Here is a 13,446-nt window from a genome sequence, read left to right as displayed (position 1 = left end):
ACCCTCACGAAGGTGCCCCGCGCATATGCCATCAGCACATGCGCGATACACACGAAGCCCTCACTCTCGCACAGAGACTGAGGGCTTCGGCGTTTAGTGAGCGCCTGTAACGACCAGCCCGCGTGCCCCAACGTCTCGTTACGATAGCTCGATGAGCTCGAGGAAGTCCTTTGACCAGTGGCCCTCGGTAGCCTCCGGCATGATCGACACGCGCTCGGGGCTGAGCGCTTCGACCGCGCCGTGGTCGTGCGACACCAGCACCACAGCGTCGGTGAAGTGCGCCAGCGCATCGAGAATCTCTTCGCGGCTCGCGGGGCCGAGGTTGTTCGTCGGCTCATCAAGCAGTAGCACGTTGGCACTCGAGACCACGAGCATCGCGAGCGCGAGACAGATTTTCTCGCTGCCCAACAGCACGCCCGCTTGCTTCAACACGTCGTCACCGGTGAACACGAACGAGCCGAGTACGCGGTGCCAGAACAAGAGTGCTTCGGTCGGCTCGACACCGATGGCCTCCTTATCGGGAAGTGCGCTTCTGATAAGCTGAGTGGCAGGATTGTGGAAGCTTAGGTCGGAGAAGTTAAGTCACGATGGTCACTTCAAAAAATTTTGCACTCTTGACCGTTAGTGGGCTGCTAGTTTTGGCATCCACTTCTTGCAGCTTCTCTGCGCTTCCAATCCCTGATATGGCCCCCCAAAGCGAATCTGAAAGCAACATAGCACCTGAACCTGCTGACACGACGGACGCTAGTCTTTGTGAGTCCGCCACTGCAGAGTCGATCGAGCTTTTTAGAGCGGCACTAGACCGGGCAGACAGGGCATCTACCCAATCCGAAGTCGATGCTTTCGCTGCTGCGGTACCGGAACTTTTTGGGCAGATCGGGAGGAGTGCCGGAGAAAAGTGCGGCACAGAGGGCAAAGGGGCCATTTATTCCGAGTTGATTGTCTGGCTTTCTGCGGAGGCAGGTGTTCGAGTGGCGAATAGTGCGGCTTTTGCGGAGGGAGCATTGCAAAGTCTCTGCGCAGCTGATGTAGAACTCACTGCTGCAGCAAATCTGGCCTGTATTTAGTAGCCGCATGCTGGGCTTCGGCTGCGCCGTACCAGCACAGCGGAAACCACAGTAAAGAGTTGGCCCGTTCCGCGGCCCGGCAAGGCGCGACCCGAGCATTTTATGCGGACCCGTGACATGTTGCCTTGCCCTGCTTCTCAGGGACAGCGTGAATAAGTATTGGGCGGCATGCCCGGTCATCGGCTCGATCAGCATGAGTGAGTCATGCACCTGCTGCCCATAAGATCGGGCCTCCCCGGCCGCGGCGTCGACGAGGGACACTGTGCGGCACCGGTTGAACAGGTATTGCGTCCGACGGCTGAACCGGGCACTCCATGTGATCGCGGTGCCCCGGGCACGGTGTGACGAGGCTACGCGTGCGTACGTGGAGCAGAGGCATGGTGAAGGGCTGACGCTAAAGGAAGTGCGCCGCTGGTTGAAGCAGCATATTGCACGTCAAGCATTTCGCTGCAGCTGCCCCTCAAATAGCGAGTTGACATACGTCGAAGAATCAGAATCCAACTCCAAGTCCCCACCTCATGCAGGCGATCAGCACTCGTGCAGGAGATCAGCACTCGTGCAGGACCAAAACACTGATTCAGTCCTGCATAAACGCTGATCTCCTGCAAGAGCGAAAATCGGGCGTTGGGTCGTGGATCCTGCGACTCCTTCGTCGCGCAGGATGACGAAGGAGACGCGCAGGATGACGAAGGAGACGCGCAGAATGACGAAGGAGACGCGCAGGATGACGAGTCAACCTATCGGCGCGGCCGCTGAGAACTGTTACGAGAGTTCGATGAGCTCGAGGTAGTCCTTTGACCAGTGGTCCTCGGTGGCCTCCGGCATGATCAGCACGCGCTCGGGGTTCAGCGCTTCGACCGCGCCGTGGTCGTGCGACACCAGCACCACGGCGCCGGTGAAGTGCGCCAGTGCGTCGAGAATCTCCTCGCGGCTTGCGGGGTCGAGGTTGTTCGTGGGCTCATCAAGCAGCAGCACGTTGGCACTCGAGACCACGAGCATCGCGAGCGCGAGACGGGTCTTTTCACCGCCCGAGAGCACGCCCGCCGGCTTCAACACATCGTCACCGGTGAACAGGAACGAACCGAGTACGCGCCGCGCCTCAGTCTCGGTGAGGTGCTGTGACACCGACACCATGTTCTGTAGCACACTCGCCTTTACGTCAAGCGTCTCGTGCTCCTGCGCGTAATAGCCGACCTTGAGACCGTGCCCCGCGATGATCTCGCCCGTGTCGGGCTCGTCCACCTGTGCGAGCATACGCAGCAGAGTGGTCTTGCCCGCGCCGTTCAACCCCAGCACGACGACCTTCGAGCCACGATCGATCGCGAGGTCGACGCCCGCAAAAATCTCGAGCGAACCGTACGACTTCGACAACCCCTGAGCCATGAGTGGGGTCTTGCCGCACGGCGACGGGTCTGGGAACCGCAGCTTCGCGACGCGCTCGACCTGGCGCACATCGTCGAGCCCTGACAGCATCTTTTCAGCACGAGCCACCATCTGGTGCGCTGAGGCGGCCTTCGAGGCTTTGGCGCCAAACCTGGCAGCCTGATCCTTGAGCGCCGAAGCCTTCTTCTCGACGTTCGTGCGCTCCTTGCGGCGTCGCTCTTCGTCTGCCGCGCGCTGGCGCAGATACAGCTTCCAGTTCATGTTGTACACGTCGATGACCTGGCGGTTGGCGTCGAGGTAGAACACCCGGTTCACGGTCTCGCCCACGAGCTCGATGTCGTGCGAAATCACGATCACGCCGCCCTTGTACGTCTTCAAGAACTCGCGCAGCCACACGATTGAATCGGCATCGAGGTGGTTCGTTGGCTCATCGAGAATCATCGTGTCGGCGTCTGAGAACAGAATGCGCGCGAGCTCGATGCGACGCCGCTGACCGCCCGAGAGCGTCTTCAGTGGCTGGTCGAGAATGCGGTCGGGCAGGCCGAGGTTGCTCGAAATCGACGCGGCCTCTGACTCTGCCGCGTACCCGCCGAGCGCGTGAAACCGGTCGGTCAGGTTACCAAACCGTTTCATGGCCTTCTCAGCGACCACCGGGTCGTCTGATGACATGTCCTCGGTCGCCTTGGCAATGTTCTTGGTGAGCGTGCCGAGACCGCGAGCATCGAGGATCCGGTGCCTGGCGATCTGCTCGGGGTCACCGACCCGAGGGTCCTGAGGCAGAAAGCCGAGCTCGCCCGTCACAGTAATCTTGCCCTCTGCGGGCTGCAGCTCCCCCGAAAGGGTGCGCGTAAGCGTGGTCTTGCCGGCACCGTTTCGGCCCACGAGGCCGATCTTGTCACCGGGGTTCACGCGGAAGTTGACGCCGCCCATCAGACGGCGGGCGCCGACGTCAATTGCGAGATCCTCGACGGTGATCACGAGTGGGGCTCCTTAAAACAGCAAACGGCCAGATAGACGAGCCCACCGGGTGGGCAACCTCACTAGTCTACCTGGCCGAGCTGAGCCCGCGGGGCCGGTGCCGTTAGCGACCGGCTCCGAGCGCCGCGGCGTCTGCCCACAGTACCGTCTCGCGGCTGCCAGTCACCCGCGCCGCGGGCACGAGCGGCTCACGTCGCGTACGCAGGTGAGCTACGGCCTCGGCCTTGCCGTCGCCGCAAGCGAGCAACCAGACACGGTCGGCGCGTCGCAGCGCGGGGACACTCAGCGACACCCGCTCGGCGGGCGGCTTCGGCGACTCGCGCACCGCAAACGCGGCGGGGGTCTGTGCCCCCTCCTGCAGCAGGTCATCGCGGCCGGGAAACAGCGAGGCCACGTGAGCGTCCTCCCCCACCCCGCACAGCGCCACATCAATCTGCGTAAGCCCTGCGATGATCGTCGCGTACTCGGCCGCAGCCTCATCGAGCGACAGTTCGGCCGCGCTCGAAGCCACCCTGTGCACGAGTGCCGGATCAGTCTCCACGGCCGCAAACAGCGTGCTGTCTGCCAACAGGTCGTTGCGCTCGGCATCGCCCGCGGGCAGCCAGCGCTCATCGCCCCATACGAACCGCACCCGGCGCCAGTCGACACCCGCCGCCAAGTGGGCTGATGTGCGATCGGCCTGCGCCCGCGCACCGAGCGCCGCGAGCACCGCGGCGCCCGCACGGCCGCCCGTCAAAACGATGCAGGGCACGCTGCCCTCGGCCTGTCGCGTGCGAAACACGCTCAGAATCTCGTCAGCGCATGTAAGGCCCAAGTCTGCGAGGCTGTCAACCTCGCGCACGGTGAGCATCGCTTCGGCAGCCACGGTTACACCGCTACTTCGCTGCGGTCGCCCGACCACAGCGTGTGGAACGACCCTTCACGATCGGTGCGACGGTACGTGTGTGCACCAAAGAAGTCACGCTGACCCTGCACCAGCGCCGCCGGCAGTCGATCTGCGCGCAGGCCATCGTAGTACGCGAGCGACGACGAAAACGCGGGCGCGGGAATGCCGGCCTGCGTGGCCGCGATGACCACGCGGCGCCAGGCTGCCTGGCCGCGCGAGAGGGCGTCTGCGAAGTACGGAGCTGCCATGAGCAACGTCAGCTGGTCATCCGCCGCAAACGCGTCGGCGATCCGGTTCAAGAACTGCGCGCGAATAATGCAGCCGGCACGCCACAGACGCGACACGGCCCCGAGGTCGATGTTCCAGTTGTACTCGGCCGCGCCAGCACGAATTTCGTCGAAGCCCTGTGAGTACGCCACGATCTTCGACGCATAGAGCGCCTGCCGCACGTCCTCGATGAATGCCTCTTCGTTCTCGACCGTAAACGTCTCGCTCGGCCCGGGCAGCGCGGCCGCGGCCGCCCGCTGGCCCGCCTGCGACGAGAGCGAGCGCGCAAATGTCGCCTCGGCGATGCCCGACACCGGCACGCCCAGTGACAGCGCCGTCTGCACGGTCCAGGCCCCGGTGCCCTTGGCGCCCGCCCGGTCGAGGATCACGTCGACGAGCGGCGCGCCGGTCGCCTGGTCCACCTGGCGCAGCACCTCGGCGGTGATCTCCACGAGGTACGACTCAAGCTCGCCTGTGTTCCACTGCGCAAAAATATCTGCAATCTCGGCGGGCGACTTCCCTGTTCCGCGCCGGATCAGGTCGTAAGCCTCAGCGATGAGCTGCATGTCGGCGTACTCAATACCGTTGTGCACCATCTTCACAAAGTGACCGGCGCCGTCGTGGCCAACGTGGGTGACGCACGGCTCACCCTCGGCGACGGCCGCAATGCTCGTAAGGATCGGGCCGAGGGTCGCCCAGGCCTCGTCAGAACCACCGGGCATAATGCTCGGGCCGTTCAGGGCACCCTCTTCGCCGCCCGAAATGCCGACGCCCACAAAGTTGATGCCGCGGGCGCGCATCTCGCGCTCGCGCCGAATAGTGTCGGGGAAATAGGCGTTGCCGCCGTCGACGATGATGTCACCGGGCTCAAACACGTCGGCGATCGCGCTGATCGTCGCGTCGGTTGCCTCTCCCGCCTGCACCATCAAAATCGCGGTACGCGGCTTCGTCAGGCTTGCCGCAAACTCGGCGTACGATGCTGCGGGCACGAAGCCCGCCTCGGGGTGTTCGCCCACGAGCGCTTCGGTGCGGCTGTGGCTGCGGTTGAACACTGCCACCGTGTTGCCCTCACGGCTCGCGAGGTTCCGTGCCAGGTTGGCGCCCATGACCGCGAGCCCTACGACGCCAATGTTTGCTGTGCCTTCGCTCATGCGGGCTGCTCCGTTCGTGTGTGTGCTTCAAGTTGGGCGACGACTCGGCCATACATGGCGTCTTCGTCGAGGATGCGTAGTTCTTCTGCCAGGCACTCGCGCAGCGTACGCCTGGGCAGCACGATCTCGTGCTCGGGCTGGCCCGGCTGGCGCAGAATCGCACGATCCGGAGCGACGCGCTCAAGCTGCGCTCGGCCGTTCGCGCTGTGCAGCGTGACCGAGCGCACGCCACCCAGCGGCGAGTCGTCGCGCTTGAGCGTGCAGTGCGTGGGGACTTCGAGTGCGAGTTCGAGCCAGGCCGCCAAGATGTTCGTGGAGGGTGACTCGGGGCCGCCCACGACCTCCACCTCGGTGACAGGGCCAAACTGCCGCTGATCGAGGATCGCCGCCAGGTACTCCCGCCAGCGCGTCAGCCTGGTCCAGGCAAGGTCGGTGTCGCCCGGCGTGTAGGCGCGCACCCGCTGCGTAAACGCGTCTGAGTGCACGGCGGCGCTGTCGGTGATGCGTCGCTGGGCGATGCGCCCGAGTGGGTGCGCTCCCGGCAGGTACGGCGCCTCCCCCGGCCACCAAACGACGACGGGAGCGTCGGGCAGCAGCAGCCCGTTGACTAGGCTCTCGAGCCCGCTGCACACGTCACCGTAGGCGCGCAGCACCACGACATCGCTCGCGCCAGCGTCTGCGCCCACTCGGATCTCGGCGTCAAGGCGCGCTTCAGGCTCATCGGGCAGCTCGACCAGCACGATCACGCGCATAGGGTGCTCACTCGACGCGTGATTTGCGGCTTCGACGACGGCTTCGTCGATGGGCTCAGTGGCGGCGATGACCAGCGTAAGCACACGGCCCAACGCTGACACGCCACCCTCGAGCCGCAACGACACCAGCCGGTTAGCAATCGCACTGACGTTTGTGTTTGGCAGCTGTACGATCACGGCCGTCTCCAACTTCTACCATCGCGGGCCATGAGGGCGTGCGCCGAATCTGGACCCCACGAGCCGGGCGCGTACTGCTCGGGTTTGTCGGGCTGTGCCGCCCAGAACTCCTCGATCGGGTCCAGGATCTTCCACGACAGTTCCACCTCGGCCTGCCGCGGGAACAGCGGCGCGTCGCCCAGCAGCACGTCGAGGATGAGTCGCTCGTACGCTTCTGGGCTCGCTTCGGTGAACGCGTGGCCGTAGCCGAAGTCCATGGTGACGTCACGCACGCGCGTGCCGGTGCCGGGAACCTTGGCATCGAATCGCATGGTGATGCCCTCGTCGGGCTGTACCCGGATCACGAGCGCGTTGGCGCCCATGTCGGTGCCGTGCGCTTTCGCGAACAGTTCACCGGCCTCGCGCCGAAACACGACAGCGATCTCGGTCACCCGCCTGCCCAAGCGTTTACCGGTGCGCAGGTAAAACGGCACGTCGGCCCAGCGCCGGGTGTTCACAAACAACTTCAGCGCCGCATACGTTTCGGTGTGCGACTCGGGGTTCATGCCGTCTTCTTCGAGGAAGCCGGGCACGAGCTCACCGCCCTGCCAACCGCCCCCGTACTGCCCGCGCGCGGTCGCTTCGGCCAGGTTCTCTGGCAGTCGCACCGCCTCGAGCACCTTCTCCTTCTCGGAGCGCAGGTGTTCTGCACTCAGTGCAATGGGCTCTTCCATCGCGGTGAGCGCGAGCAGCTGCAGCAGGTGATTCTGAATCACATCGCGGGCCGCTCCCACACCGTCGTAGTACCCGGCACGACCACCCACGCCAATGTCTTCGGCCATGGTGATCTGCACGTGGTCAACGTAGTTACGGTTCCAGATCGGTTCGTACATCGAGTTCGCGAACCTGAGCGACAGAATATTCTGAACGGTCTCTTTGCCCAGGTAATGATCGATCCGGAAGATGGAATCAGCGGGAAACGCGTGCTCGAGAGTCTCATTGAGTGCCTGAGCAGAGGCAAGGTCTTCACCAAAGGGCTTCTCGATGATGACGCGGCGCCAGCGCGCGTCGTCGGCCTTCTGGTCGACGAGCCCCGAGCTCGACAGGTGGTGTGCGACCTCAGGGAAGGACTTCGGGGGGATCGAGAGATAGAACGCGTGGTTGCCCATCGTGCCGCGCTCTCGGTCGAGCGCGTCGACGGTGTCTCGCAGCCGCACATAGGCATCGGGGTCGTCGAAGCGACCCTGCACGAAACGAATGCCCTCTGCGAGTTGGCGCCAAGTCTCTTCCCTGAACGGGGTGCGCGCGTACTTGCGTACAGCGTCGTGCACAATCTCGGCGAAATCGCGGTCAGCCCAATCGCGGCGGCTAAACCCGACGAGCGCAAAGCCGGGTGGTAGAAGCCCCCTGTTTGCGAGGTCGTACACCGCGGGCATGAGCTTTTTACGGGAGAGATCCCCCGTCACCCCAAAGATGACGAGGGAGCTGGGCCCGGCGATCCGGTTGAGACGCGGATCGCCGGGCGAGCGGAGCGGATTAGAGCTCACGTGATTAGATCGAGAAACCCAGGGCGCGCATCATGTCGCGCCCGTCGTCCGTGATCCGAGCTGGGGTCCACGGCGGCATCCACACCCAGTTGATGCGGAACGCCGTCACGAGCCCGTCGAGGCACTCGGCAATATCGTTCTCGATGACGTCTGTGAGCGGGCAGCCCGCGCTCGTGAGCGTCATGCTAATCACAAGCGCATCGTGCTCTTCGTCAAACGCCAGATCGTAGATCAAGCCCAGGTCGTAAATATTTACGCCCAGCTCAGGGTCAGAGACGTTCTTCAACGCCTCGATCGCTTGTTCTTTGAACTCTGGATCGATCGACATGGGTGAGACCACCGTTTCGTCAGCCATACGACTAGCTTACGCCTTGGCGAGGAAGCGGTCGTAGCCCTCTTCTTCCAGGCGCGTCGCGAGCTCGGGGCCACCCTGCTCTGCGATGCGACCGTCAACGAAGACGTGAACGAAGTCGGGCTTGATGTAACGCAAGATACGCGTGTAGTGCGTGATCAGCATGACGCCAAGACCGGTGTTGTCCTTGGCGCGGTTGACGCCCTCAGACACGATCTTGAGCGCGTCAACGTCGAGGCCAGAGTCGGTCTCGTCGAGCACTGCGAACTTGGGCTTGAGGAGCTCGAGCTGAAGAATCTCGTTGCGCTTCTTCTCGCCACCCGAGAAGCCCTCGTTCACGTTGCGGTTCGCGAACGACTGGTCCATACGGAGGTTGTCCATCGCGGTCTTGACGTCCTTCATCCACGTACGGATCGCGGGTGCCTCGCCGTCGATCGCGGTCTTCGCGGTGCGCAGGAAGTTGGAGTTGGTGACGCCGGGAATCTCGACGGGGTACTGCATCGCGAGGAAGAGGCCCGCGTGCGCGCGCTCGTCAACGCCCATTTCGAGCACGTCTTCGCCGTCGAGGTGAATCGAGCCGCTCGTTACCTCGTAGCGGGGGTGACCTGCGATCGCGTACGACAGGGTCGACTTGCCCGAGCCGTTGGGGCCCATGATCGCGTGGATCTCGCCCTGCTTGAGCGTGAGGTCGACGCCCTTCAGAATCTCTTTGTCGCCCTGCTCGGTCGTGACGCTGACGTGCAGGTCCTTGATTTCAAGAACGGAAGCCATAGCTTTAAATCTCTTTCGTGATGGTGGGGTCAATGTACACGTCGCCGTCTTCGATCTCGACGACATAAACGGGAACCGGCTCGTAGGCAGGCAGGTTCTGCGGCACACCCGTGGTGAGTGAGAACTGGGATCCGTGCGCCCAGCACTCGAGCGTGTCGCCTTCAACAAAGCCTTCTGAGAGGCTGATCTGGCCGTGAGTGCAGGTATCGCCAATGGCATGCACCACGCCACTCGAATCGAGGACGAGAGCAATCGGCACCCCGTCGATGTCAACCTTTACCGCTTGGTCTTGGGTGAGATCAGCGAGGGCAATTGCTTTCTGCCTGGCCATTACGCGAGCACGCTCTGTTCGAGCTCAGCGTCGATTGCCTGCTGCAGACGAGCCTCAATCTCCTCGTTACCGATGCGCTGAATCACGTCGACGAGGAACCCGCGCACAACAAGCTTGCGCGCCTCGTCTTCTGAGATACCGCGGCTCTGGAGGTAGAAGATGTGCTCTTCGTCGAACCGGCCCGTGGTCGAGGCGTGGCCCGCGCCCGCAATGTCACCCGTCTCGATTTCGAGGTTGGGGATTGAATCGGTGCGCGTGCCCTCGGTGAGGGTCAGGTTGCGGTTCTCTTCGTAGCTATCAGTACCTGCTGCCACGCGGCGGATCAGCACATCGCCGATCCATACGGCGTGCGCACCCTCGCCCTGCAGTGCGCCCTTGTAGGCAACACGGCTGCGGGTGTGGGGAGCGTTGTGGTCCATGTAGACCTGGTGCTCGAGGTGCTGGCCAGCGTCGGCGAAGTATGCGCCGTAGCTTTCGCCGTTGGCGCCCTGCTCATCAAGGTGAATCGAGGGGTTGAGCCGCACGATCTTGCCACCGAGCGAGACAACAATGTGCTGTAGGTTCGCGTCGCGTCCCACCGTCACGTTGTGGCTTGCCAGGTGAACCGCGTCCTCGTCCCACTCCTGGATCGATACGACGGTTAGGTTTGCGCCCGCGCCGACAACGATCTCGACGTTCTCGGTGAGGTTTGCCTGGCCCGTGTTCTCGATGATCACGAGACCCTCTGACTGCGGAGCCGCCTCGATCACCGTGTGCGCGGCGGTCGCCGCGGTGCCGAGCTCCTGGCGCTTAACCGTGACGGTCTGACGCTCGGGGCTTGTCAGCAGAATGTGCTGCGCCACCTGGGCCTGGCCCCACGCGTTCGCGGCGGCCTGATCCTCAGGGATACCAGCGCGGCCCACGAGCTCAGAGTCCATGGGAATGTAGCTCACCTTGAGGCCGTCAGCCTCGCTGATCACGCTCGGCAGCTCGCCGCCGCGCAGTTCGCCGGTCAGCAAGCCCTTGAGCTGGGCCACCGGGGTGAACTTCCAGTTGACCTCGCGGCCGGTGACCTCGGGGAAGTCAGCGACGTTGGTCGATTTGAAACGATCTGAGCGGGTCTGAATCGGTGCCCGATTGTCCCAGTCGCCGTCAGTGTGTGCCTTGAAACCGTGTTGTTCAGTCTGAAGCGTTGACATCTTTAACCGACGGATCCTTCCATGCTCATCTCGATGAGCTTGTTCAGTTCGAGTGCGTACTCCATGGGCAGTTCGCGCGAAATCGGCTCGATGAAGCCGCGCACGATCATGGCCATTGCCTCTTCTTCAGACAGGCCGCGGCTCATGAGGTAGAACAGCTGTTCTTCGCTCACGCGCGTCACGGTCGCTTCGTGTGCCAGCGTCGCATCATCGGTACGAATATCGATCGCAGGGTACGTGTCGCTGCGCGAGATCGTGTCGACGAGCAGCGCGTCACACACCACCGAGTTTGCTGCGTGGTGCGCGTTCGCCTCGACGCGGATCTCACCGCGGTAACCGGTGCGCCCACCGCCACGTGCGATCGACTTCGACAGAATTGACGACTTCGTGTTGGGGGCGAGGTGCACCATCTTGGCGCCCGCATCCTGGTGCTGGCCGGGGCCCGCGAAAGCAACCGAGAGGGTTTCGCCCTTTGCGTGCTCACCGACGAGGTACACCGAGGGGTACTTCATGGTGACCTTCGAGCCGATGTTGCCATCAACCCACTCCATCGTTGCGCCCTCTTCAGCGATCGTGCGCTTCGTAACGAGGTTGTAGACGTTGTTCGACCAGTTCTGGATCGTCGTGTAACGCACGCGTGCGTTCTTCTTCACGATGATCTCCACGACTGCCGAGTGCAGGGAGTCAGACTTGTAGATCGGGGCCGTGCAACCCTCGATGTAGTGCACGTAGCTGCCCTCGTCAGCGATGATGAGCGTACGCTCAAACTGGCCCATGTTTTCCGTGTTGATACGGAAGTAGGCCTGCAGCGGGATCTCGACGTGCACACCCTTGGGGACGTACACGAACGAGCCACCCGACCACACCGCGGTATTCAGGGCCGCGAACTTGTTGTCGCCCGACGGGATGACGGTGCCGAAGTACTCCTTGAAGATCTCGGGGTGCTCGCGCAGCGCGGTGTCGGTGTCGAGGAAGAGCACGCCCTGCTCCTCGAGGTCCTCACGAATCTGGTGGTAGACCACCTCCGACTCGTACTGTGCAGCGACGCCGGCAACGAGACGCTGGCGCTCGGCCTCGGGGATCCCGAGACGCTCGTACGTCTCTTTGATCTCCTCGGGCAGCTCTTCCCAGCTCGTCGCCTGCTTCTCAGTCGACCGCACGAAGTACTTAATGTTGTCGAAGTCAATTTCCGACAGATCAGCACCCCACGTGGGCATGGGCTTGCGTTCGAAGATCTTAAGGGCCTTCAGGCGGCGCTCAAGCATCCACTCTGGCTCATTCTTCAGAGCCGAGATTTCACGCACGACCTGCTCGTTGAGGCCACGCTTGGCTAGCGCGCCGGCCTCATCAGTGTCGTGCCAGCCGAACTCGTACTGACCCAAGCCTTCAAGCTCGGGCCGGTCGATCAATACCTCTGGCATGATCCCTCCCTCATTAGTTCAGTTCCGTTTCGCGAGAAACCCCATGCCGCGCCGAATTAGCGACCCATGCGACTGATGCCGCACTCATCGGGTTCCCTGCCACGGTGCAGTAGTCTGGGCCGCGAACGATGGCGATCCGTAGCGAGAAATTGCCTATCGGATCGACGATCACAACCACAGCTTCCTATTCTACAGTTTTTTGTATGAAAACGGGAGGGGCACGCCCTGCCCCATGGTGTATGTAGGAGCTGCCTGAGAGGAGCCCAGTTGTCTCGCGCGACCACCAGCCATTCACCCGTGAGCAGTCCCCCCGCCACGGGTCACACGATTTCACGCTGGCTGCGCTTCAGCGCGTGGACCTCGTTCGTGCTCAACACTGTCATTATTGCGACGGGCGGGGCCGTGCGTCTCACGGGTTCTGGGCTCGGCTGCCCCGAATGGCCGCTGTGCGCCCCGGGATCGCTCGTGCCCACGGAAGAGCTGAGCTACCACTCGCTCATTGAGTTTGGCAATCGCACCATTTCTGGCCCGCTGCTGGTCTTTGGCATACTCGTGGTGCTTCTGAGCTGGCGCATTCGTCGTGCTCGCCGTGATCTGTTCAGCATGTCGGTGATCGTGTTGGCACTCGTAGTGCTCCAGGCACTCGTCGGCGGCGTCATCGTCTGGATGCACCTGAACGCAAACCTAGTCGCGTTCCACTACGTAGTGTCACTCATTCTGGTGTGCCTAACGGCTGCCTATGTTGCTCGCATGTACGAGGCCGCTGGCCCCCGCGAAATCGTCGTACCCAAGCCGTTTCTCATCACCACGCACATTGCAACACTGGTCATGGCGATCACGGTGTTGTTTGGCGTGATTACTACGGCCTCGGGCCCACACTCGGGAGATGCCACGATTCAGCGGGACGGTGTTGACGCAGTGTTCATGAGCCATGTGCACTCGTGGCCCGGTTACGCCTCCCTCGCCCTCACCATCACGCTCGTCATTTGGGCTGCCGCACAAAAGCTGCGCCCGCTCCGCTGGTTCGTGGCGCTTCTTGCGGTGCTCGTTGTGCAGATCTTAGTGGGTGTCTTTCAGGCGCGCGCCGGCCTGCCGCCATTCCCAGTGGGCGTGCACATGGTCCTTGCGACGCTGACGACCGCAGCGATGACGGTCGCCGTGCTGCGACTCAAGCGCCCAGTCGCGCTCGTGCCCGCCGCTTAGACA

11 protein-coding genes and 1 pseudogene are annotated in these 13,446 nt (G+C 63.0%); 1 reads left to right on the top strand and 11 read right to left on the bottom strand.

Annotation, left to right across the window (positions count from 1 at the left end):
* Positions 1-138: 138 nt before the first annotated feature.
* The 11 genes and pseudogenes from ACXR2T_RS05070 to sufB all read right to left on the bottom strand — a co-directional run.
* Positions 139-468, bottom strand: a pseudogene (locus ACXR2T_RS05070) (ABC transporter ATP-binding protein); the annotation flags it as partial.
* Between the two features lie 1,361 nt (positions 469-1,829).
* Positions 1,830-3,428: an ABC-F family ATP-binding cassette domain-containing protein gene (locus ACXR2T_RS05065; RefSeq protein WP_458812665.1), complete on the bottom strand. Its 1,599-nt coding sequence runs from the start codon at positions 3,426-3,428 to the stop codon at positions 1,830-1,832.
* 103 nt (positions 3,429-3,531) lie between these two features.
* On the bottom strand, positions 3,532-4,293 hold the full coding sequence (gene pgl, locus ACXR2T_RS05060) for a 6-phosphogluconolactonase (protein WP_458837814.1): 762 nt from the start codon (positions 4,291-4,293) through the stop codon (positions 3,532-3,534).
* A gap of 2 nt (positions 4,294-4,295) precedes the next feature.
* A complete protein-coding gene (gndA, locus tag ACXR2T_RS05055) occupies positions 4,296-5,732 on the bottom strand; it encodes an NADP-dependent phosphogluconate dehydrogenase (RefSeq protein ID WP_458812661.1) in 1,437 nt (478 codons plus the stop codon).
* Positions 5,729-6,661, bottom strand: a complete 933-nt coding sequence (locus ACXR2T_RS05050) for a glucose-6-phosphate dehydrogenase assembly protein OpcA (RefSeq protein ID WP_458812659.1) — start codon at positions 6,659-6,661, stop codon at positions 5,729-5,731. Before ACXR2T_RS05050 ends, gndA begins: the two co-directional genes overlap by 4 nt.
* Positions 6,658-8,187, bottom strand: coding sequence for a glucose-6-phosphate dehydrogenase (gene zwf / locus ACXR2T_RS05045; protein WP_458812657.1), 1,530 nt, complete (start codon positions 8,185-8,187; stop codon positions 6,658-6,660). The genes ACXR2T_RS05050 and zwf overlap by 4 nt, the downstream gene beginning before the upstream one ends.
* Positions 8,188-8,191: 4 nt before the next feature.
* Positions 8,192-8,515, bottom strand: a complete 324-nt coding sequence (locus ACXR2T_RS05040) for a metal-sulfur cluster assembly factor (protein WP_458812898.1) — start codon at positions 8,513-8,515, stop codon at positions 8,192-8,194.
* Between the two features lie 36 nt (positions 8,516-8,551).
* Positions 8,552-9,310, bottom strand: coding sequence for a Fe-S cluster assembly ATPase SufC (gene sufC, locus ACXR2T_RS05035; RefSeq protein WP_458837813.1), 759 nt, complete (start codon positions 9,308-9,310; stop codon positions 8,552-8,554).
* 4 nt (positions 9,311-9,314) lie between these two features.
* The gene (locus ACXR2T_RS05030; RefSeq protein ID WP_458812653.1) at positions 9,315-9,641 is read right to left on the bottom strand and encodes a non-heme iron oxygenase ferredoxin subunit; all 327 of its coding nucleotides are present in this window, start codon (positions 9,639-9,641) and stop codon (positions 9,315-9,317) included.
* Positions 9,641-10,819: a Fe-S cluster assembly protein SufD gene (gene sufD / locus ACXR2T_RS05025; protein WP_458837812.1), complete on the bottom strand. Its 1,179-nt coding sequence runs from the start codon at positions 10,817-10,819 to the stop codon at positions 9,641-9,643. Before sufD ends, ACXR2T_RS05030 begins: the two co-directional genes overlap by 1 nt.
* Positions 10,820-10,821: 2 nt before the next feature.
* Positions 10,822-12,240 (bottom strand): Fe-S cluster assembly protein SufB, encoded by a 1,419-nt coding sequence (sufB, locus tag ACXR2T_RS05020; protein ID WP_458812649.1) that lies wholly within the window; start codon positions 12,238-12,240, stop codon positions 10,822-10,824.
* 297 nt (positions 12,241-12,537) lie between these two features.
* Between sufB and ACXR2T_RS05015 the strand changes: the two genes are divergently transcribed.
* Complete coding sequence (locus tag ACXR2T_RS05015) at positions 12,538-13,443, top strand: COX15/CtaA family protein (protein WP_458837811.1); 906 nt, start codon at positions 12,538-12,540, stop codon at positions 13,441-13,443.
* Positions 13,444-13,446: the final 3 nt, after the last annotated feature.

It is taken from the genome of Leucobacter faecis, from assembly GCF_054456635.2.
The sequence above is the reverse complement of the archived record's forward strand: the minus strand, read 5'-3'. Positions and strand labels throughout refer to the sequence as shown.

Excerpts from the sequence above, each read along its gene's own strand:
- gndA (WP_458812661.1), bottom strand. The coding sequence starts at position 5,732 with ATGAGCGAAGGCACAGCAAACATTGGCGTCGTAGGGCTCGCGGTCATG.
- ACXR2T_RS05040 (WP_458812898.1), bottom strand. The coding sequence starts at position 8,515 with ATGTCGATCGATCCAGAGTTCAAAGAACAAGCGATCGAGGCGTTGAAG.
- sufC (WP_458837813.1), bottom strand. The coding sequence starts at position 9,310 with ATGGCTTCCGTTCTTGAAATCAAGGACCTGCACGTCAGCGTCACGACC.
- ACXR2T_RS05030 (WP_458812653.1), bottom strand. The coding sequence starts at position 9,641 with ATGGCCAGGCAGAAAGCAATTGCCCTCGCTGATCTCACCCAAGACCAA.
- sufD (WP_458837812.1), bottom strand. The coding sequence starts at position 10,819 with ATGTCAACGCTTCAGACTGAACAACACGGTTTCAAGGCACACACTGAC.
- sufB (WP_458812649.1), bottom strand. The coding sequence starts at position 12,240 with ATGCCAGAGGTATTGATCGACCGGCCCGAGCTTGAAGGCTTGGGTCAG.